A 19,087-nucleotide genomic window follows, 5' to 3' on the forward strand; every position below is an offset into this window, starting at 1 on the left:
GACGGCGCCGTTTCTTTCGTCTTGAAGGCGTATGGATTCACCGCCACGGTGCGCGGCAAGATGGGGCTCGAAAAAAGGGGCGGGCGAGTGGTCCGCCAACAGCCCCGTCTGCGCGCGCGGCGCGTGGAGCGGCTACGTCATTCGCTAGACGGAACTCTGAAAAACGACATGCTCATCGACACCCACTGCCATCTCGACTTCCCCGATTTCACGCCGGAACAGGCGGATATCGTCGCGCGCGCCAAAGCCCGCGGCGTCGGGCGGATGATCACGATTTCGACGCATCTCTCGCGCTTCGACCGCGTCAAGGCGGTCGCCGAAGCCTATCCGGACGTCTTCTGCACCGTAGGCACCCATCCGCATCACTCGCACGAAGAGGCGGAGCCGACCGTCGAGCAACTGGTGACGCTCTCGCAGCATCCCAAATGCGTCGGACTCGGCGAGGCTGGGCTCGACTACCACTACGACCACGCGCCGCGCGACGTGGCGCAGCGCGTGTTCCGCACCCATATTGCGGCCGCCCGCGAGACGGGGCTGCCGCTCGTCATCCACACGCGCGACGCGGACGAAGATTGCGCAGCGATCCTGCGCGAAGAAATGGGGAAGGGCGCCTTCCCGGCCCTGCTCCATTGCTTCACCTCGGGCCGCGCGCTGGCGGAAACCGCCATGGCGCTTGGCCTCTACATTTCCTTCTCCGGCGTTGTGACGTTCAAGAATTCCGCCGAGCTTCGGGAGACCGCCAGGGCGGTGCCGCTGGACCGGATGCTGGTCGAGACGGATGCGCCGTTCCTCGCGCCCGTGCCGCACCGGGGCAAGCGAAACGAGCCGGCCTATGTGGCCGACACGGCGCGCCTCCTCGCCGAACTCAAAGGCGTCACGGAGGCCGAATTCGCCCGCGTCACGACCGACAACGCCCTGCGCCTTTTTTCGAAAATGCCTCCGCTGGAGGCTGCGGCGTGACGTTGACCGTCACCATCCTCGGCTGCGGCTCATCGGGCGGCGTGCCGCGCGTCGGGCAGGGCTGGGGGAAATGCAATCCCGACAATCCGAAAAACCGCCGTCGCCGCTGTTCGATACTGGTGTCTCGCGGCGCGCCGGACGCCGCGACCCAAATCCTCGTCGACACCGGCCCGGACCTGCGCGAGCAACTCATCGCCGCCGACGTGCGGCGCCTTGACGCCGTGCTCTACACCCATCCGCACGCCGACCACACGCATGGCGTCGATGACGTTCGCGGCCTGGTGATCATGAACGGCCGCCGGATTCCGGCTTACATGGACGAGCCCACCTCGCGTGAGCTCACCCACAAGTTCGGCTACATTTTCGTCACGCCCCCCGGCAGTTATTACCCGCCGCTGATGACGGAGCACAGGTTGCGCCCCGGCCATCCGGTGGCGATCGACGGACCCGGCGGGCCGATCGAGGCGACGCCGTTCCGGCTGGACCACGGCGATATGGACGCGCTCGGTTTCCGTTTCGAGAACGTCGCCTATACGCCCGATCTCCACGCCATACCGCCGGAAAGCGCGCGGTTTCTCGAAGGGCTCGATCTCTGGATCATCGACGCGCTGCGCTGGCAGCGGCACGGCACGCATCTCTCCGTCGAGCAGGCGCTGTCCTTTATCGACCATTATCGGCCGCGCAAGGCCATTCTGACGGACCTGCATGTGGATCTGGACTACGACGCCCTCGCCGCGTCTCTGCCAGCCAATGTGACGCCGGCCTATGACGGACTGCAGGTCGAGGTCTGAGGTCGCAGCCGGACCCGCCGCCGCAATTAGCGGCGAATTTTCCATATTCCCAGAAATCGGCGCCCGGGCGGCTGCGCTGTGTTAGCGTCGCGAGATCGGCATTCCCGCGCCGCCGCGTTCTCGCCCTCCCTCACTGGGGGTTCATCGTTTGGTTCCATAATATAGATTATGCGAATCTTTGATTTCCATTCTCCCGCGGTTTTGCCGGCCGATCCGCGTTCTTCATCGCCGCCTTCATCGCCGCGCGTGTTTTGGCAGGACGCGTCATAACCGGCGACGATGCTGCGCGCGGATGTGTGATCCTCGGCGTACGCAGGCGGCTGACTGCGCGCACCGAAAAAGTCGAAGCCCCTTCGAAAGCAATGGGACGCGCGCGCCGCCGCCGCCTTTGGCCGTGCTGGATCGCGGCATTTCTTGGGTTTTTTCGATCAGCTCACGAAAAATTCTGGCCAGAAGGCGCGTCTATCTGGTAAAAGAAAATCCGCGCGGGACTATATGGCATCCAACTGGCACTCTCCCATCGTTTCCGAGCGGGCGCAGGTTGCGCGCCCGGACGAAGCCGTTTGGGCGGACGCGTTTGGCATAAAAGTCTTGCCGTTATTGGCGGAGACGAGCAGGTAGACATGAGCAAAGGTAGAGATTTCCGGGGGCCTCGCAAGCGCGGGTTCGATGACGACGCGCCGTACGGCTATGATGCGCCTCGGCAGAGTCGACCCCCGAGGACGCCCTTCGGAGGCGGCGGATTCGACGCGCCCCCGCCGCCGATGATGGATGGCCCCACGGTCGATGCGATCGTGAAGTGGTTCAAGCCGGACAAGGGCTTCGGCTTCGTCGAACTCGGAAACGGGACGGGCGACGCCTTCCTCCATATCGGAGCCGTCCAGGCGGCGGGATATGACTCATTGCCGCCGGGCGCCAAACTGCAAGTCCAGGTGACCAGCTCCATCAAGGGCCAGCAGGTCTCCCGAATCGTCGATGTCGATCTGGCAGGGGCCGCCGAGCGGGCGCCGCCACCGCGCAGCGGCGGGTTCGAAGGCGGTCCCCGTCCCCGCCGTCAGGCGCCGGATCCGTCGACGGCCGTGCCTGTCTCCGGCAAGGTCAAATGGTTCGACGAGACCAAGGGCTTTGGCTTCGTCCAGTCGAACGACGGCGGTAAGGACGTCTTCGTCCACATCTCGATCCTGGCGCCGTCCGGCGTCAATCGCCTGATGGAAGGGCAGCCTGTGACGATGCAGGTCGTCGACACCGCCAAGGGCCGCGAGGCGCTCTCGATCTCGCTGGACTGATCGCCCAGCCTTCGGTTCAACGCCGCGATCCCGAGGGGGCCGCGGCGTTTTCTTTTTGAGGAAGGGCTCGCCCCTGATATGTCTGGCGATATCAAGCGACTGATCGACATTATGGCGACGCTGCGCACGCCCGCGACCGGCTGCCCCTGGGATCTCGAACAGAATTTCCGCTCCATCGCGCCCTATACGATTGAGGAGGCTTACGAAGTCGCGGACGCGATCGAACGCGGCGACCTCGACGAACTCCGCGACGAACTGGGCGACCTGCTGCTTCAGGTCGTCTTTCATGCGCGGATGGCGCAGGAGCAGGGCGCCTTCGCCTTTCCGGACGTCGTGGACGCCATCTGCGACAAGCTCGTTCGCCGCCATCCGCATGTTTTCGGCGCCGGGGGCTCCCTCACGGCCGAGGTCGTCACGGCGCAGTGGAGCGAGATCAAGGCGGCCGAGAAATTGGCAAATGGAGCCCCTGCCCCCGAAAGCCTTCTCGACGGCGTTCCCCTTGCGCTGCCGGCGCTCACGCGCGCCGTGAAGCTGCAACAGAAGGCCGCCAAGGTCGGCTTCGACTGGGACGACGCGGCGCATGTCATTGGCAAGATCCGCGAGGAAACGGACGAAGTCGCCGCCGAACTCGCCGCGCCGGGCGTTGTCGCCTCGCCGGCGCTCGAGGAGGAGATCGGCGATCTGCTCTTCGTCGTGTCCAATCTCGCGCGCCACGCCAGAGTCGATCCCGAGCAGGCGCTGCGCGGCGCCAACGCCAAATTCGAACGTCGCTTCAAGCACATCGAGCGCCGGCTCGCCGAGATGGGAACGTCCGCCGACGCGGCGACGCTCGACGAGATGGAGGCGCTTTGGGCCGAGGCGAAGCGGCTGGAAAAGCAGGCGCCTTAATTTCATCGGGGCCGAGCGTTAAACAAGCCGTATTTGAGAGGCCGCCATGAACGCCAACGCCACGGAATTTCGCTACAGTCCCGCCGCCCAGATCTTCCACTGGCTGAGCGTTCTGCTGGTGGCCACGGCCTGGACGCTGGGCATCCTGGGCGACGAACTGCCCAAGGGATCGATCCGCCAACTTGGCGAGTTCATCCACATCATGCTGGGAGAAGCCGTCGCGCTCCTGCTCGTTCTGCGCCTTGTCTGGCGGTTCGTCTCCCCGCTCCCGCCGGACGATCCGTCGCCGTTTGGTCCTGTGGCTGACGCCGCCGCAAAACTGGTTCATCTCGCGCTCTATGGGCTGCTGTTCGCCGTTCCTGTCGTGGGCGTCGTGACTCTCTTCCACAGTGGCGAGGCGCTGTCGCTCTTCGGCCTCTACGACGTCCCGTCTCCCTGGCCGAGGAGCCGAGAACTGAAACATTACTCCAAGGAAATCCACGAATTGCTGGCGCATGCGCTGATCCTGCTGGCGTTTCTCCACGCGGCCGCCGCGCTCGCGCATCATTACATTCTCCAGGACCGGACGCTGAAACGCATGATGCCTGCTTTCTTCGGAAGCTAGCTGACGCGCGCGAGGACGGAGGCCATTACCGGCCGCCGCCGAGCTTGAGCGCGGCGACCCCGGCCCCGATGAGCAGAATGCCGAAAATCTCGACGGGGCCGAGCGTCTGCCGATAGAAGACCCAGCCGGAAAGCGAGACGAGCGCAAGACCGGCGCCGGACCACACCGCATAGGCCACGCCGAGCGGGATCGTTTCGAGCGTCAGGGAGAGGCAATAAAAGGACATGGAATAACATAGGAGAACTGCGAGGGACGGCAGCGGCCTGCGAAACCCTTGCGCCGCGGGCAGCGTGGACGACCCCGCGACCTCGGACAGAATGGCGATGGCGAGATAGAGCCAGTGCATCCGATCAGTCGCCGCGCTCCGCCGGCGCGGCGACGACGTAGCGCCGCTTGATTTCGTCGACGCGCTCCGGCGCGACCCTCACGACGAGGCGCGAGCGGCCGTCCTCGCGGGTTTCGCGCGACAGAACTTCCGCATGGGCATGGAGCCAGGCGAGCCCTTGCCCGTCCTCGGGCGCCAAATCCAGCTCCAGCGTTGTCCGGCTCGCCGCGAGCAGCGTTTCAATCCGCGCGAGGAGGTCGTCGAGCCCCTCGCCCGTCAGCGCCGAGACCAGCGCTGGTCGACGCTGCGGATCGAACCCCCTCGCGGCGAGACGCATGGCCTCAAGCCGCTCTGGATCGAGCGCGTCGATCTTGTTCCACACCTCGATGATACGGTCCTCCGCTTCGCCCTTGAGCCCGAGTTCGCCGAGAATCGCTTCGACATCGCGCGCCTGCGCCTCGGAATCCTCGTGCGAGACGTCGCGAACATGCAGGATCACGTCTGCGAGCGTGACCTCCTCCAGCGTGGCGCGGAAAGCCGAGACCAGCATGGTCGGCAGGTCGGAGATGAAACCCACGGTGTCGGACAGCAGAACCCGCGCGCCATGCGGGAGCCGGATTTGGCGCAGCGTCGGATCGAGCGTGGCGAAGAGCATGTCCTGCGCCAGCACTTCCGCCTTCGTCAATCGATTGAAAAGCGTTGACTTTCCAGCATTCGTATAACCGACGAGGGCGACGACCGGGTAAGGAACCTCGCGGCGCGTCTTGCGGTGGAGCCCACGGGTGCGCTTCACCTTCTCAAGGTCCTGCTCGATCCGGCGCATCCGCTCCTCGATGAGCCGGCGGTCCGTTTCGATTTGCGTTTCGCCGGGGCCGCCAAGAAAACCGAAACCGCCACGCTGGCGTTCGAGATGCGTCCAGGAGCGCACGAGCCGCGATTTCTGATAGGCAAGATGCGCCAGCTCCACCTGCAGCGCGCCCTCCTTGGTCCGCGCCCGCTGGCCGAAGATCTCCAGAATCAGGCCCGTGCGGTCGATGACCTTGGCGCCCCACGCCTTTTCGAGATTGCGTTGTTGCACGGGCGAAAGCTGGCAGTCCATGCTGACGAGGCCCGCCTCCTGCGCCTTCACCAGCTCGCCGATCTCCTCGACCTTGCCCTTGCCAAGATAGGTGGCCGGGCGCACTTCGCCGAGTGTAACGGAAAGCGCGCCGACGATGTCGAGATCAATAGCCTGCGCAAGGCCCACGGCCTCCTCGAGACGCGCCTGCGGGTCGCGTGAGAGCGCCGCGGCGCCGCGCGACAGATAGGGCCCCACGACGAAGGCGCGCGTGCGACGACCCGCCGGCGCGCCGACGTCTATCCCCTTATCGCCAGTCAAAATATTTACCGCTGCTTCTCCCCGGAACTCTCGTCATCTCCCGGCTCGAACATCTGGATCGGATGCCCGGGCATGATGGTCGATATGGCGTGTTTGTAGACGAGTTGCGAGTGGCCATCCCGGCGAAGCAACAGGCAGAAGTTGTCGAACCAGGTGACAATGCCCTGAAGCTTGACGCCGTTGACGAGGAAGATAGTGAGCGGAACCTTGTTTTTCCTGACGAAATTCAGAAATGTATCCTGCAGATTTTGCGAACGCTCCGACGACATCGGCTATCCTGTTCTTTTCTTGATTGAGCCGAGCGGTTTAACGCCGCCCCCCGCGCTTATCATTTCTCGATGGCCTCCGCGCGCAACATTAGAGCCCTTCGACCGCCATCGCGCAAGGCGGAAGTCGACGATTCCCGAGGATAGCGGCCCACTCTTCGTCCGTATGCCGAAAATTGAATGGGAGTGAGGCCTTGCGCTTCCCCGCGCGTTCCTTGGGCGGCTCTTTCGAAGGCCCGCTCGGGACAGCGATCGCGCTCCCCTCGGGCGCTGCTGGCGATCAGAAAGGCGAAGAGCCGCCGAATCTCTGCGACGCGACAAACCGAAGCGTCGGACGTCTGCGGCTCTCTTCGGAACCCCTGAAGCCGCCTCCGGCACGAGAACAATAATAGAATATTCGTTTTCAAAATGTTCGTAGAGGCGACGATGGACGCTCTCTTCTCAGGGCCGCAAAAATTAAACTCATACGTGTATCTTTAAATTTCCGTATCCCCGGTTCATTCGGAGGAAACGCCATCTGTCGAAGCCGCTGCGGTTCTTACGGGATGCGGCTCTTTGACTGAAAGCCTCCTCCTGTTGCATCGAAACGATCAAGGATTTTGCGACGCAACATTTTTATGTCGGCGATCCTTGCGGCTTTCCATGCGACGGCCGTCCTCTGACCGCTCGTCAAGTCGCCCACGCTCTGGGCTCGCCGCGAGGCCGATCGACCTCCTTCCGGGATGCGCTGACGACAAAGGCGCTCTGCGACCTCCCATTCTTCCGGCGCGCATATGATGCGAACCCCAACGACGAGCCAGGCTCCCCATCCGACTGACTCAGGCTGCCCAGCTCCGTCGCGCGGATAACCGCCCCGGCCGCCGCGACCCTAAAGTTCATCTATAACTTGAACTTTAATTCACAAATTTTTGAAATTGCTAGTCTATTGAAAGAGACTTCAACTTCCTGTGTAGGGCTGAGCGTTCCATCCCGATGAATTCTGCGGTTCTGGAGATATTGCCCGAAAAGCGGTTGAGCTGTGCCACAAGATATTCGCGCTCGAAGACTTCACGCGCTTCTCGCAACGGAAGGCTCATCAGCTTTTCGCCTCTTACCCCGGCCGGCGTCGCCGGCACCAGTTCCCCGACGTCGGCGGGCAGCATCTCCGCGGTGATGGTCGCGCCTGGCTCTCCCGCCGTCAGGATCATCAGCCGTTCGACATTGTTCTTCAGCTGTCGGATGTTTCCGGGCCAATCGTGCAACTGAAGAACGGCGAGCGCGTCTTCGGAGATTTTGCGGCGCGGCATGCCGGAGGCGAGGGACATATTCTCCATGAAATAGTCGATCAGCGCGGGGATGTCCTCCCGCCGCTCGGCCAGCGACGGCACGCGGATCGGCACAACCGCAAGTCGATGGAAAAGATCCTCTCTGAGCGCGCCCTCCTCGATCGCGGCCGCGAGGTCGCGCGCGGAGGAGGAAATGACCCGGACGTCGACCTGGACCTTGGTGGAGCCGCCGACGCGCTGGAATGTCTGATCCACGAGCACGCGCAGGATCTTCGCCTGAGTGTCCTTGGGCATGTCGGCGATCTCGTCGAGGAAGAGCGTGCCGCCATGGGCCTCCTCTAGCGCGCCGATCTTGCGCTCGCCGTCCGGCCCCTCCTGACCGAACAGCTCGATTTCCATGTTTTCGGGGGTGATGGTCGCCGCATTGATGACGACGAATGGGCCCCCTGCGCGCGCAGACGCCTCATGGATGCAGCGGGCGGCGAGTTCCTTGCCGGTTCCCGGCGCGCCGGTGATGAGGACCCGGGAATTCACCGGCGCGACCCGCGCGATGAGCTGCTGAAGCTGATGCACGGCGGGCGAGGACCCGACGATCCGGTCGAAAGCCCCCGCCCGCTGGCGCAGCGCCGACAGCTCCCGCTTGAGCTGATAGGCCTCGAGCGCGCGCTCGGCGACGAGAACGAGGCGATCGGCCTTGAACGGCTTTTCGATGAAGTCGTAGGCCCCGATCTTGATGGCGCTGACCGCCGTCTCGATGTTGCCGTGGCCGGAAATCATGACCACCGGCAGGCCCTTGTGCTGCTTCTGGATGACTTCGAGCACCTGAAGGCCGTCGAGGCGAGAGCCCTGCAGCCAGATGTCGAGGAAGACGAGGTGCGGCCGGCGCGCCGCGATGGCGGCCAGCGCCTCGTCGGCGTCCTTCGCGGTTCGCGTCCCATGGCCCTCATCGCCCAGAATGCCCGCGACTAGCTCGCGGATGTCCTCTTCGTCGTCGACGATCAGAATGTCGCTCGCCATCAAGCCCCGCTCGTTTCAGAGGAGTTCGCCGTCTCCGGCGCCGGCTGCCCGCCGCTCTCGGCCGCCGCGGAATGATTTTTGCCGCCCTCGGCGAGCGGCAGAATGAGACGCACGCAAGCGCCACGCCCTGCGGGCGCGTCCAGCAGTTCCAGCCGGCCGCCGTGATCCTCTATGATCTTGGCGACAATCGGGAGCCCCAGTCCCGTCCCGTCGGCGCGAGTGGTCATATAAGGCTCGAGAAGCCGCTGCCGGTTCATCGCCGGAAAGCCCTTGCCATTGTCGATGACGTCGATCTCCGCCATTCGGTCGCGCGTCGCGACGCGGATTTCCACCCTGCCCTTTTCGGCGGCGTCCTGCGGTTCGCGCGCGGCGATCCCTTCGACCGCGTTCTTGACGATATTGGTGAGCGCCTGAGACAAAAGTCGCCGGTCGAACTGGGCGTAGATTGGCGCCTCGGGGAGGGATTCGACGATGTCCACGTCCGCATTGCCGACGCGCATCAGGAAGGCGACCTGACGGACGCACTCGTTGAGATCGTCGCGCTCTGGCCGCGCCTTCGGCATCCGCGCGAAGGAGGAGAATTCGTCGACCATGCGCTTGATGTCGTCGACCTGCCGCACGATCGTATCCGTGCACTGGTCGAAAATCTCCCGGTCGACCTGTATCAGCTTGCCGTATTTGCGCTTTAGCCGCTCCGCCGAGAGCTGGATCGGCGTCAGCGGATTTTTGATCTCATGGGCGATGCGCCGAGCGACATCCGCCCAGGCGGACGTGCGCTGGGCCATGACGAGATCGGTGATGTCGTCGAGCGTGACCACGAAGCTGGGGAGGCCCTCCTCCGCGCGCGCGGAGGTCACGCGGATGTTGAACGTGCGTTCGGCGACGCCGCGCTTGATGGTGATCTGGCTCTGCACCGCGCGCGGGAACAGCTCGACCGCGTCCGTCAGCAGCGGCGCGATCTCCGGCATTACGTCGGCGATATTCGCGCCGACCGTCGCCTGCCCCTTGGCGTCGTTGAGGGACAGCTCCTCCGCGGAGCGGTTGAGGATCGTGACGATCCCGTCCGCGTCGACGCCCATGACCGCCGCCGGGACGCCCGCCAGCACGGCCTCCGTGAATTCACGGCGTTCGTTGTTGATTCTGTTGGCTTCCAGCAGCCGGCTCTGCTGCACGTTCAGCTCGGTCGTCATATTGTTGAAGACGTCGCCCAGCCGCGCAAGTTCGCCATGCGAGCGGTCGACCGCCACGCGCACGTCGAGGTTGCCGGCCGACACCTGATCGGTCGCGGCGATCAGCGTGCGGATCGGCGTGACGAGCCGGTCCGCGAAGTCGAGGCCGAACCAGACGGACGACAGGAGCATGATCGTCGTCAGCAGCGCATACATGAGAACGAAGGCCCGCTGGACAGCCGCCCGGTAACTGTCGAAGGCGTCGTAATTTTTGATCAGCGTCTCCGCCTGCTTTGGGAAGTCGATCGCCAGCGGGTCGATCGGCCGAGTGACGTAGAGAAAAGTGTTCTCGAAGGCGTGGAGCGCCCGCAGCGCCACGAAACTTTTGCCGTCGTCGATCATCAGGCAGAGCGGCTCGCCCTTGCGGGCGTTCTCGAATTCCGACTCCGGCGGGGCGATGACGATCGCCGAGGCGTTTTTGGCGACGTCGACGCGGTCGATGACTTCCCCCGTGGACTTGACGAGCGCCGCGACGGAAAAGCCCAAAAATTTCGCGCGAGAGTCGAAAATCTGGTGGAAATAGTTCCGGTCGGTGATGAACAGAACCCGCGCCCTGTCGAGGTCCGAGGCGGTGAGCTGCGCCTCCTGCAACAATGCCTGACACTGGCTGGACTGGAAGGCCTCGGCCGCTTGGGCCGTATTGTGCACGAAGACCTTGACGCCGTTCATGAAGGCGGGATTCAACGCCCGCTCGAGCGTCAAAGTCCCCGCGAAAGCGAGAAGCACCGCGGGAATGAGCGCGATGACGGAGAATATGCCGACGATGCGGACGTGGAGACGCGCCGCCGCCTCGCCCCGCCGCCAGACGCGGTAAAGCCGCGTCGCCTTGACGACCACCATCACCAGCAGCACGCCGACCAGCAGGCCGTTCGCCACGAGCAGGAGCATATGGCGATCGTCGGTCGGCGACAGCACGCCGAATTCCGCGACCACGAGGAAGGTCGCGAGCGCGCAGCCCACAGCGCCGATGGCGACCAGCGGACCAAACCAAGCGCGCGGCCCCGCGCCTTTGCCGCTCTCCGACAGTGACTGATTTCCCGGCTGGGCCATGTCAGGTTTATAGGCCCCCGGCGTCACTGTTGCAAATGTGCAACTCTTCCGTGTCGGCCTTCCCTTACCTCGGCGAGCGCATCAGCCGGATATCCAGGTCGTTGACCTTCTTGCGCAACGTATTGCGATTGAGCCCCAGCAGCTCGGCGGCCTTGATCTGATTTCCGCGCGTCGCCGCGAGCGCGGCGGAGATCAGGGGAATCTCGATCTCGCGAATGATTCGATGATAGAGGCCCGGCGGCGGCAGGCCGTCGCCGCAATCGCGGAAGAGCTTGGCCAGATGCTGCTCGACGGAGGTCGAGAGCGTCTGGCCGCTCTCCAGTTCCTTCGACGGCGCGGCGCCGGGCGCGGCCGGCTTGTCGATCGCCGCCTGTCTCAGCTCGTGGTCGAGTTCGGCTTCGACCAGCGCGTCGGAAATCACCTCCTGCGGATGCAAGGCCGCCAGACGCCGGATCAGATTTTCCAGCTCGCGAATATTGCCCGGCCACCGGTATTTCTTCATCCGGTCGAGCGCCGCCTGTTCGATGAATTTCTGCGGCAGGCCCTCGCTCGCCGCCACCTTGAAGAAGTGGTGGACGAGGTCGGGGATGTCCTCGGTGCGCTCGCGCAGCGGCGGCAATCGCAGCGGCACGACGTTGAGGCGGAAATACAAATCCTCGCGGAACAGGCCCTGCTGGATCAGTCCGCGCAAGTCCTTGTTTGTCGCCGCGATGATGCGCACATTCGTCTTGATCGGCGTGCGGCCGCCGACCGTCGTATATTCGCCCTGCTGCAACACGCGCAAGAGCCGCGTCTGCGCCTCCATCGGCATGTCGCCGATTTCGTCGAGAAACAGCGTGCCGCCTTCCGCCTGCTCGAAGCGGCCGGCGGATCTCTGGTTGGCGCCGGTGAAGGCGCCTTTCTCGTGGCCGAACAGCTCGCTCTCGATGAGGTCACGCGGAATCGCCGCCATGTTGACCGCGACGAACGGGCCCTTCTTGCGCTTTCCGTAATCGTGCAGCGCGCGCGCGACGAGTTCCTTGCCGGTCCCGGACTCGCCGTTGATCATGACCGTCAGATCGGTCTGCATCAGGCGCGCGAGCGAACGATAGATCTCCTGCATCGCCGGGGAGCGCCCGACAAGCGGCATGCCCTCCATTTCCTCGGGGGCCTCGGTTTCGCCGTTCTTGCGCGGCTCGGCCATGGCGCGGCCGACGATGCCGACGAGCTCCTTTAGGTCGAAGGGCTTGGGCAGGTAGTCGTAGGCGCCCCGCTCCGAGGCGCGTATGGCCGTCATGAACGTGTTTTGCGCGCTCATGACGATGATCGGAAGCTCCGGCCGCAACTTCTTGATGCGCGGCAGGAGTTCGAAGGCGTTCTCGTCCGGCATCACCACGTCGGTGACGACCAGATCGCCCTCCCCGGACTGCACCCAGCGCCAAAGGGTCGCCGCCGTTCCCGTCGTCCGCACCTCGTATCCAGCGCGGGACAGCGCTTGTGCGACGACCGTGCGGATCGCCGCGTCGTCGTCCGCGACAAGAATTTCGCCTCTCGTCATCGAACCGTTCTCCCGAGCTGACGAACAGTCATGAGCGCCCTTCCTCTCCCTTGTCCGTTTGCTTGGCGCGATACATAGGCATCAGAATTCGGAAGGTCGTGCGTCTGGGCAGGGATTCGCATTCAATAATGCCGCCGTGGTCGTTGACGATCTTCGCCACCAGTGCAAGACCGAGGCCAGTCCCCGAAGACTTTGTGGTGACAAAGGGGTCGAAGAGATGCGCGGCGATGTCGTCCGGCACGCCGGGACCATTGTCGCGCACGCAGAATTCGAGCGGGAGGCCGACAGGGTTTTTCGCGCCCATCGCCCGCAGGCTCACGCCCGGCCGGAAAGCCGTCGAGAGCTCGATCTCGCCATCGACCGCATCGCCGATCGCCTCGGCGGCGTTTTTCACGAGGTTCAGAAACGCCTGAACGAGCTGGTCCCGATTGGCGTAGACCGGCGGCAGCGAGGGGTCGTAGTTCTCGACGAAGCGCACGCGGCGCGCGAATCCGCTTTGCGCCACCTGCTTCACGTGATCCAGCACCGAGTGGATATTGACCCGCTCGCGCTTCAACGGCCGTGCGTCCGAAAAGACTTCCATGCGGTCGACCAGCCTGACAATGCGGTCAGTCTCCTCGCAGATGAGACGGGTCAGGGCCCGGTCGGCGTCGCTCAGGCCGCTTTCCAACAATTGTGCGGCGCCGCGAATTCCCGAGAGCGGGTTCTTGATTTCATGGGCGAGCATGGAGGCGAGCCCGGAAACCGAGCGCACGGCCCCGCGGTGGCTGAGCTGCCTGTCTATTTTATCGGCAATTGTACGTTCCTGCAGCACAACCAGCACCAGCCCGTCCGGGTCGGAAAGCGGCGCGCAATGCACGTCGACGCGACGGTCGGAATCCTGCCCGGGCCTGCCGACGTCCAGCTTGTATTCGTTCACCGGCGCGCCCCGGTCGCGGACATGCTGGATCAACGTCAGCAGTGGCGAGCCGAAGGGCAGAAGGCGGTCGAGCCTCTGGCCGATCAGCAGCGGCTTGCCCAGTTCGAAAAACGCTTCCGCCGCCGCATTCGCGTCGTCGATTACGCCCTCGCGGGAGACGGTGAGGATGGCGTTGGGAAGCGCTTCGAGCACGCAACTCCTGCCGCGCTCCTCGATCACCTTGAGCGCTGTGTAATTTTTTCGCCGCAGGCCGTCCCGGCCCGAACGATCGGAAATGCTCATGCGGCTGCCTCATGGTTCGGGGCGACGAAAATCTGGTCTATCAGGCGGAAAGCGTCCTGCGGGCAGGCGGCCGTCACGAGCGCGCGGCGCAGGTCCGCGATTTGCGGGCAGGCGTCGCCGAAGGCCGCGTCCACATAGGCGGCGAGATGTTTGCGCGCATGCCGAAGCCCTGCCCCCGCGCCCATTTGCGCGAGCAGTCCGTCAAGATGTTCGCGCGCGACGGCGCCGCGCGCCGCAAGACTAGGCTCCGGGCGACGGCGTCCCGTCGCGAGATAATGGGCGATATCGCCGACGAGCCACGGCCGCCCCTGCGCCGCGCGGCCGATCATCACGGCGTCGGCCCCGGAGGCGTTCAACATTTCCGCCGCGTCGTCGACGCTCGCGCAATCGCCGTTGGCGACGACCGGGGCGCGGACCGCGCGCTTGACGGCGGCGATGGCCGTCCAGTCCGCGCGGCCCGTGTAGAACTGCTGGCGGGTTCTTCCGTGCACCGTCATCAGCTCCGCGCCCTCGGCCTCGGCGCGGCGCGCAAGCTCCGGGGCGTTACGCGACGCGTCATCCCAGCCAAGTCGCATTTTTACGCTGATCGGAATACGTACCGCCGCGCGCGCGGCGGCGATCAGCGCCGTCGCCTGGTCGAGATCGCGCATCAGCGCCGCGCCGGCGAGGCCGCCGGTGACGCGTTTGCAGGGACAGCCCATGTTGATGTCGACCCAATCGGCGCCGGCGTCCTCGGCGCATTTCGCGGCGAGCGCGACGCCCTCGGGATCGCGCGCCGCGATCTGAATCACGCGCGGCGCCGAAATTGTATGGTCGGAGGACGGACGCAACCGCAGCGCCGTCTCCCTGTCGCCGCGCGCGACGCCCGCGGCGGCGATCATTTCGCTGACAGTGACGGACGCGCCAAATCTTTCGGCGATCCGCCGCATGGCGGGATCTGTGACGCCCGCCATGGGGGCGAGAAAGGCTCGGCCTAACAGGACGACGGACCCGATCCGAAGCGGCGCGCGGCCGAAGCGGCAGCCTAAATTTTCGGCACTAGTCATCTTGCTTACACTATAAGCAGACGCCTTCGCAGTTGCAACATGATCTTTCATTCGCCCGCAGGCAATTTGACGCAAGGCGAGAAAACCGACACAGAGCGACATGGTCGCCGATCAGCAAATTGCCATTCTTGTCGTCGCGGGGGGCCGCGGCTCGCGCGCCGGCGAAGGCCTGCCCAAGCAATACAGGCGGCTCGCGGGCCGGACGGTCCTCGCGCATACGTTGGCCGCCATGCGCGTCGCCTCCGCGCAGGCGACGTTGAAGGTCGTAATTCATCCGGACGACCTTGATCTTTACGCGGCGAGCGTGGCGGAACTGTCCGAGGCGGATCGCGTCGCCCTCTCCGCTCCCGCGCCGGGCGGCGCGACGCGACAGGAGAGTGTGCGCAACGGGCTCGAGGCGCTGGCGCGTGACGGCGCCCCGGAGATCGTCCTGATCCACGACGCCGCCCGGCCCTTTGCGACCCCTGCCCTCGTCGCCCGCGCGATCGCGGCGGCGCGCGCCCACGGCGCGGCGGCGCCGGGCGTGCCGCTCAACGACACGGTGAAGGAAATCGACACGGCCGGCTTCGTCGTCGGCACCCCGGACCGCGCCCGGCTGCGCGCGGTGCAGACGCCGCAGTCTTTCCGCTTCAACCTCATTCTCGACGCGCATCGCGCCGCAGCGGCGATGGATCGGGACTATACCGACGACGCGATGGTCGCCGAGGCCGCCGGCCACGCCGTCTTCGTCTTCGACGGCGACCTCGACAATTTCAAGCTGACGACGCCAGAGGATTTTGTCCGCGCCATGGAGCAGTTGAGAACGCCCGCCCTCGCCGCCCTGCCCGACGTTCGCACGGGTCAGGGATATGACGTCCACGCCTTCGCCGAGGGCGACAGGGTGTGGCTCGGCGGCGTCGCCATCCCGCACAGCCATGCGCTCGCCGGCCATTCCGACGCGGATGTGTTGATGCACGCCATCACCGACGCTGTGCTCGGCGCCATCGCGGAGGGCGACATCGGCGCGCATTTCCCGCCCTCGGACCCGCAATGGAAAGGAGCGCCTTCCAGGATCTTTCTCGAGCACGCCTGCAAGCTGGTGAGCGATCGCGGCGGCATGATCGCGCATATCGACGCAACGGTCGTCTGCGAGGCGCCGAAAGTCGGCCCCCACAGGGACGCCATTCGCGAGAATCTCGCGCGGATCATGGAACTCGACGTCGGCCGTGTGGCGATCAAGGCGACGACGACGGAAAAGCTCGGCTTCACGGGACGGCGCGAGGGAATCGCCGCGCTGGCGATCGCGACTGTGCGGCTGCCGGAGTAAGCGCCCGGCAGCGGAATTAACGGATGCGCTGACAATCATTAACGAACGCGAACGCGATTACGAGAGGCGGAAACCAGAAATCGACATCGCGTCAATGTTTTCCGTATTTCATAAATCCTTAATTCCCGAAATCTGGTTAAGTTCACCGTGATTGCGAGAAATTGAAGACAATTGCCGACGTCCGGCGCATCTTCGTGTCAGGAAACCGCGCCTCATCCCTGGCGCGATGTCACTTGTCACTGGAGCATGCCATGCCGTGGAGCAAGGCGGCGACTCCCCGCGACGCTGACGGGCGCGTCGACTGGGTCGATTATGCGAAGGGCTGGTGCATCGTCCTCGTCGTGCTGATGCATGCGACCTATGGCGTCGAGGACGCCTTGGGCCGGGAAAGCTGGCTTCATGGCTTCATCGCCTGGGCGAAGCCTTTCCGAATGCCGGACTTCTTTCTCGTCGCGGGACTTTTCCTCTCGCGCACGATCGGGGCGCCCTGGCGCGATTTTCTCGACCGCAAGGCGCTGCATTTCGCCTACTTCTTCGTTCTGTGGACCTTGATCCAGGGAGCGCCGAAGTTCGCCTGGTCGGGCGCCGATCCCGTCGACGTCATGCGCGGACTCGCCTTCGCGATGATCGAACCTTTCGGCACGCTCTGGTTCATCTATCTTCTGCCGATCTTCTTCGTCGTCACCCGCCTTTTGCGCCGAACGCGGATCGAGGCCGTGCTCGTCGCGGCCGCCGCCCTGCAGATGGCGGACATTTACACGGGATCGACGGTCGTCGACGAGTTCGCCGCCCGCTATATGTATTTTTTCGCCGGCTACGCCTTCGCGCCCCAAATCTTCGCGCTTGCGGAGGCGGCGCGGCGAAATGTTCGAACAACCGTTCTCATGCTCGTCATCTGGGGTCTGCTCAATTGGCTGGCGGTTCGCCACGGCGTCGCTGCGCTTCCAGTCTTTTCGCTGGTTCTCGGCTTCGCGGGCGCGGGCGCGGTGGTCTCCTTTTCCGCGCTGCTTGCCGAGGCGCGCATTCTGACGGCGCTTCGCCGGCTCGGCGCGCAGTCGATCACCGTCTACCTTGCCTTTTTCCTGCCGATGGCCGCGACGCGCATCGCTTTGCTGAATTCCGGCGCAATCGACGACGCCGGGACAGTCGCGCTCATCGTCACGGGGTGCGCGATCGTGGCTCCGCTCGCCTTGCGCCGGCTGGTCGCAGGGACGAAGTTCGAATTCTTGTTCGAACGGCCGGCTTGGCTTCGTCTCCGGCGGGCGCGATGCGAGAACGGCTTCGCGCCCGCAGGCCGTGAATGCGAGAGCGCGCGCGGCGCATAAGCTGCTCATCTCGGCTCACTCCGCCCAATCCCCGCTTTGCCGGCTTGACATCTCCGGCGGCCCGCTTCGGATAATCTAGCGCGCGGGAGAAGCCCGCTCGGCCTCGAGGCTAACAGCAGATGATCCGCGTCACGTCTTCAATCGCTCTGGACGATTCCGAAATCGGCCTGGAGTTCCTCCGCGCTTCCGGTCCCGGCGGGCAGAATGTCCAAAAGGTCGAGAGCGCCGTCCGTTTACGGTTTGACGTAAGGCATTCACCCTCTCTTACGGACTATGTGAAATCGCGACTGGAGCGACTGGCCGGCGCGCGGCTGACCAAGGACGGCGTGATCGTCATCGAGGCGCAACGTCATCGCACGCAGGAACGCAATCGCGCCGATGCAATCCAGCGGCTTGTGGATCTCGTTCGCGAGGCCGCCGCGCCGCCCCCGCCCCCGCGCCGCAAGACCAAACCGACCTTGGGCTCGAAAATCCGCCGCCTCGAGGGCAAGAAGTTGCGGAGCGGCGTGAAAGCGCTGCGCGGGAAGCCGCTCCAGGATTAGCGACATGAAAAATACAGATAACGTAAAGGCTATTATGGTTATCGTAACTGCTAAAAACGCGAAATTGCGCCTCGCCACCGCGGAATCCTGCACAGGCGGCATGGTCTCGGCCGCGCTCACCGACGTCCCGGGAGCCTCGGAGGTTTTCGACCGGGGTTTTGTGACCTATTCCAACGCCGCAAAATGCGGCATGCTGGACGTTCCCGAGGCCGTCATCGCCGCCCATGGCGCCGTCAGCGCCGAAACGGCGGGCGCCATGGCCATGGGCGCGCTGGACCATTCCCTCGCGGATGTCGCCGTCGCGATCACGGGCGTTGCGGGGCCGGGCGGAGGCTCGGCGGAAAAGCCTGTCGGGCTGGTGCATTTCGCCTGCGCCCGGCGCGGAGGGCGGGTCGTCCATCTGGAACGCCGCTTTGGCCCCCTCTCCCGCGGCGAAATCCGGGAGGCGTCGGTCGATCAGGCGCTGGACCTCCTGCTCGAGGCGATGCGGAGTTGATCAGCGGCGGCGGTAAATCTCGTCGGCGCGCTTGGCGAAGGCGTCCGCGTATTTCTGGAACGCCTTGTCGAACATCGCGCCCATGACCAGTCCAAGCGCCATGCTCTTGAACTCATAGGCAATGAAAAAGTCGACGACCGAGCGCGGCGCGGCGTCCGGCCCCGGCGCCTCGTCCCGGAAGGTCCAGCGGTTGTCGAGCTTTCGGAATGGTCCGTCGATATAGTCGACCTGCACTTCCAGCTTGTTCGAGTCGCAGGTCACGCGGCTCGTGTATCGCTCACAGATCGCCTTGAACCCGACCTGCATTTCCGCAACCAGCACCGTGACGCCCGGCGCGGTCTCGGTCCGCCGGCGCACGCGCATGCCTTCGCAGAGCGGCACGAATTTCGGGTAGGATTCGACGTCGCAGACCAGAGCGAACATGTCTGCGGCGCTGTGCGACACATGGCGGCGGGTGCGAAAACTCTTCATGGAACCGCGCTTTTACGCCATTTCCCCGCCCCCGCAAACGATCGATGCGCCGTCGCCGCCTCGCAAAGAATAAAAAATGAGATTATCCTGCCACGAATATGCAG

The 19,087-nt window shown here is 64.7% G+C and carries 18 protein-coding genes; 9 read left to right on the forward strand and 9 right to left on the reverse strand.

All coding sequences use genetic code 11. The features are described 5' to 3' along the window. Positions 1 to 168: 168 nt before the first annotated feature. The 5 genes from ACV959_RS09260 to ACV959_RS09280 all read left to right on the forward strand — a co-directional run bounded on the left by ACV959_RS09260 (position 169) and on the right by ACV959_RS09280 (position 4,529). Positions 169 to 960 (forward strand): TatD family hydrolase, encoded by a 792-nt coding sequence (locus ACV959_RS09260; RefSeq protein WP_475739626.1) that lies wholly within the window; start codon positions 169 to 171, stop codon positions 958 to 960. Next, complete coding sequence (locus ACV959_RS09265; RefSeq protein WP_475736331.1) at positions 957 to 1,751, forward strand: MBL fold metallo-hydrolase; 795 nt, start codon at positions 957 to 959, stop codon at positions 1,749 to 1,751. The genes ACV959_RS09260 and ACV959_RS09265 overlap by 4 nt, the downstream gene beginning before the upstream one ends. 623 nt (positions 1,752 to 2,374) lie before the next feature. Next, a complete protein-coding gene (locus ACV959_RS09270) occupies positions 2,375 to 3,037 on the forward strand; it encodes a cold-shock protein (RefSeq protein WP_475736332.1) in 663 nt (220 codons plus the stop codon). 78 nt (positions 3,038 to 3,115) lie between these two features. Then, on the forward strand, positions 3,116 to 3,925 hold the full coding sequence (gene mazG, locus ACV959_RS09275; protein WP_475736333.1) for a nucleoside triphosphate pyrophosphohydrolase: 810 nt from the start codon (positions 3,116 to 3,118) through the stop codon (positions 3,923 to 3,925). Between the two features lie 46 nt (positions 3,926 to 3,971). Continuing rightward, positions 3,972 to 4,529: a cytochrome b gene (locus ACV959_RS09280; RefSeq protein WP_475736334.1), complete on the forward strand. Its 558-nt coding sequence runs from the start codon at positions 3,972 to 3,974 to the stop codon at positions 4,527 to 4,529. 25 nt (positions 4,530 to 4,554) lie between these two features. Here ACV959_RS09280 and ACV959_RS09285 read toward each other — a convergent pair whose 3' ends face one another. The 8 genes from ACV959_RS09285 to dusB all read right to left on the reverse strand — a co-directional run bounded on the left by ACV959_RS09285 (position 4,555) and on the right by dusB (position 14,894). Continuing rightward, positions 4,555 to 4,875 (reverse strand): DMT family transporter, encoded by a 321-nt coding sequence (locus ACV959_RS09285; protein WP_475736335.1) that lies wholly within the window; start codon positions 4,873 to 4,875, stop codon positions 4,555 to 4,557. A 4-nt stretch (positions 4,876 to 4,879) separates the two neighbouring features. Further along, positions 4,880 to 6,232 (reverse strand): GTPase HflX, encoded by a 1,353-nt coding sequence (gene hflX / locus ACV959_RS09290; RefSeq protein WP_475736336.1) that lies wholly within the window; start codon positions 6,230 to 6,232, stop codon positions 4,880 to 4,882. A 5-nt stretch (positions 6,233 to 6,237) separates the two neighbouring features. Further along, a complete protein-coding gene (gene hfq / locus ACV959_RS09295; RefSeq protein ID WP_475736337.1) occupies positions 6,238 to 6,501 on the reverse strand; it encodes an RNA chaperone Hfq in 264 nt (87 codons plus the stop codon). A 914-nt stretch (positions 6,502 to 7,415) separates the two neighbouring features. Further along, positions 7,416 to 8,780: a nitrogen assimilation response regulator NtrX gene (gene ntrX, locus ACV959_RS09300; protein WP_475736338.1), complete on the reverse strand. Its 1,365-nt coding sequence runs from the start codon at positions 8,778 to 8,780 to the stop codon at positions 7,416 to 7,418. Then, positions 8,780 to 11,059 (reverse strand): sensor histidine kinase NtrY-like, encoded by a 2,280-nt coding sequence (locus tag ACV959_RS09305; protein WP_475736339.1) that lies wholly within the window; start codon positions 11,057 to 11,059, stop codon positions 8,780 to 8,782. Before ACV959_RS09305 ends, ntrX begins: the two co-directional genes overlap by 1 nt. A gap of 64 nt (positions 11,060 to 11,123) precedes the next feature. Further along, positions 11,124 to 12,596: a nitrogen regulation protein NR(I) gene (gene ntrC / locus ACV959_RS09310; RefSeq protein ID WP_475736340.1), complete on the reverse strand. Its 1,473-nt coding sequence runs from the start codon at positions 12,594 to 12,596 to the stop codon at positions 11,124 to 11,126. Positions 12,597 to 12,624: 28 nt separating this feature from the next. Next, complete coding sequence (locus ACV959_RS09315) at positions 12,625 to 13,797, reverse strand: two-component system sensor histidine kinase NtrB (RefSeq protein ID WP_475736341.1); 1,173 nt, start codon at positions 13,795 to 13,797, stop codon at positions 12,625 to 12,627. Further along, on the reverse strand, positions 13,794 to 14,894 hold the full coding sequence (gene dusB / locus ACV959_RS09320; protein ID WP_475739627.1) for a tRNA dihydrouridine synthase DusB: 1,101 nt from the start codon (positions 14,892 to 14,894) through the stop codon (positions 13,794 to 13,796). Before dusB ends, ACV959_RS09315 begins: the two co-directional genes overlap by 4 nt. A gap of 49 nt (positions 14,895 to 14,943) precedes the next feature. Here dusB and ACV959_RS09325 point away from each other — a divergent pair, with 49 nt between their 5' ends. The 4 genes from ACV959_RS09325 to ACV959_RS09340 all read left to right on the forward strand — a co-directional run bounded on the left by ACV959_RS09325 (position 14,944) and on the right by ACV959_RS09340 (position 18,512). Continuing rightward, positions 14,944 to 16,149 (forward strand): bifunctional 2-C-methyl-D-erythritol 4-phosphate cytidylyltransferase/2-C-methyl-D-erythritol 2,4-cyclodiphosphate synthase, encoded by a 1,206-nt coding sequence (locus ACV959_RS09325; RefSeq protein WP_475736342.1) that lies wholly within the window; start codon positions 14,944 to 14,946, stop codon positions 16,147 to 16,149. 251 nt (positions 16,150 to 16,400) lie between these two features. Continuing rightward, entirely contained in the window at positions 16,401 to 17,474 is a 1,074-nt protein-coding gene (locus tag ACV959_RS09330; RefSeq protein WP_475736343.1) for an acyltransferase family protein, read from the forward strand. A gap of 119 nt (positions 17,475 to 17,593) precedes the next feature. Beyond that, positions 17,594 to 18,016 carry an alternative ribosome rescue aminoacyl-tRNA hydrolase ArfB gene (arfB, locus tag ACV959_RS09335; protein ID WP_475736344.1) on the forward strand — a complete coding sequence of 141 codons (423 nt, stop codon included), beginning with the start codon at positions 17,594 to 17,596 and terminating at the stop codon, positions 18,014 to 18,016. A gap of 4 nt (positions 18,017 to 18,020) precedes the next feature. Further along, positions 18,021 to 18,512 carry a CinA family protein gene (locus ACV959_RS09340; protein WP_475736345.1) on the forward strand — a complete coding sequence of 164 codons (492 nt, stop codon included), beginning with the start codon at positions 18,021 to 18,023 and terminating at the stop codon, positions 18,510 to 18,512. On the opposite strand, the gene ACV959_RS09345 is transcribed toward ACV959_RS09340, so the two are convergent. Next, entirely contained in the window at positions 18,513 to 18,983 is a 471-nt protein-coding gene (locus ACV959_RS09345; protein WP_475736346.1) for a type II toxin-antitoxin system RatA family toxin, read from the reverse strand. Positions 18,984 to 19,087: the final 104 nt, after the last annotated feature.

This window comes from Methylocystis sp. Se48 (genome assembly GCF_056269425.1).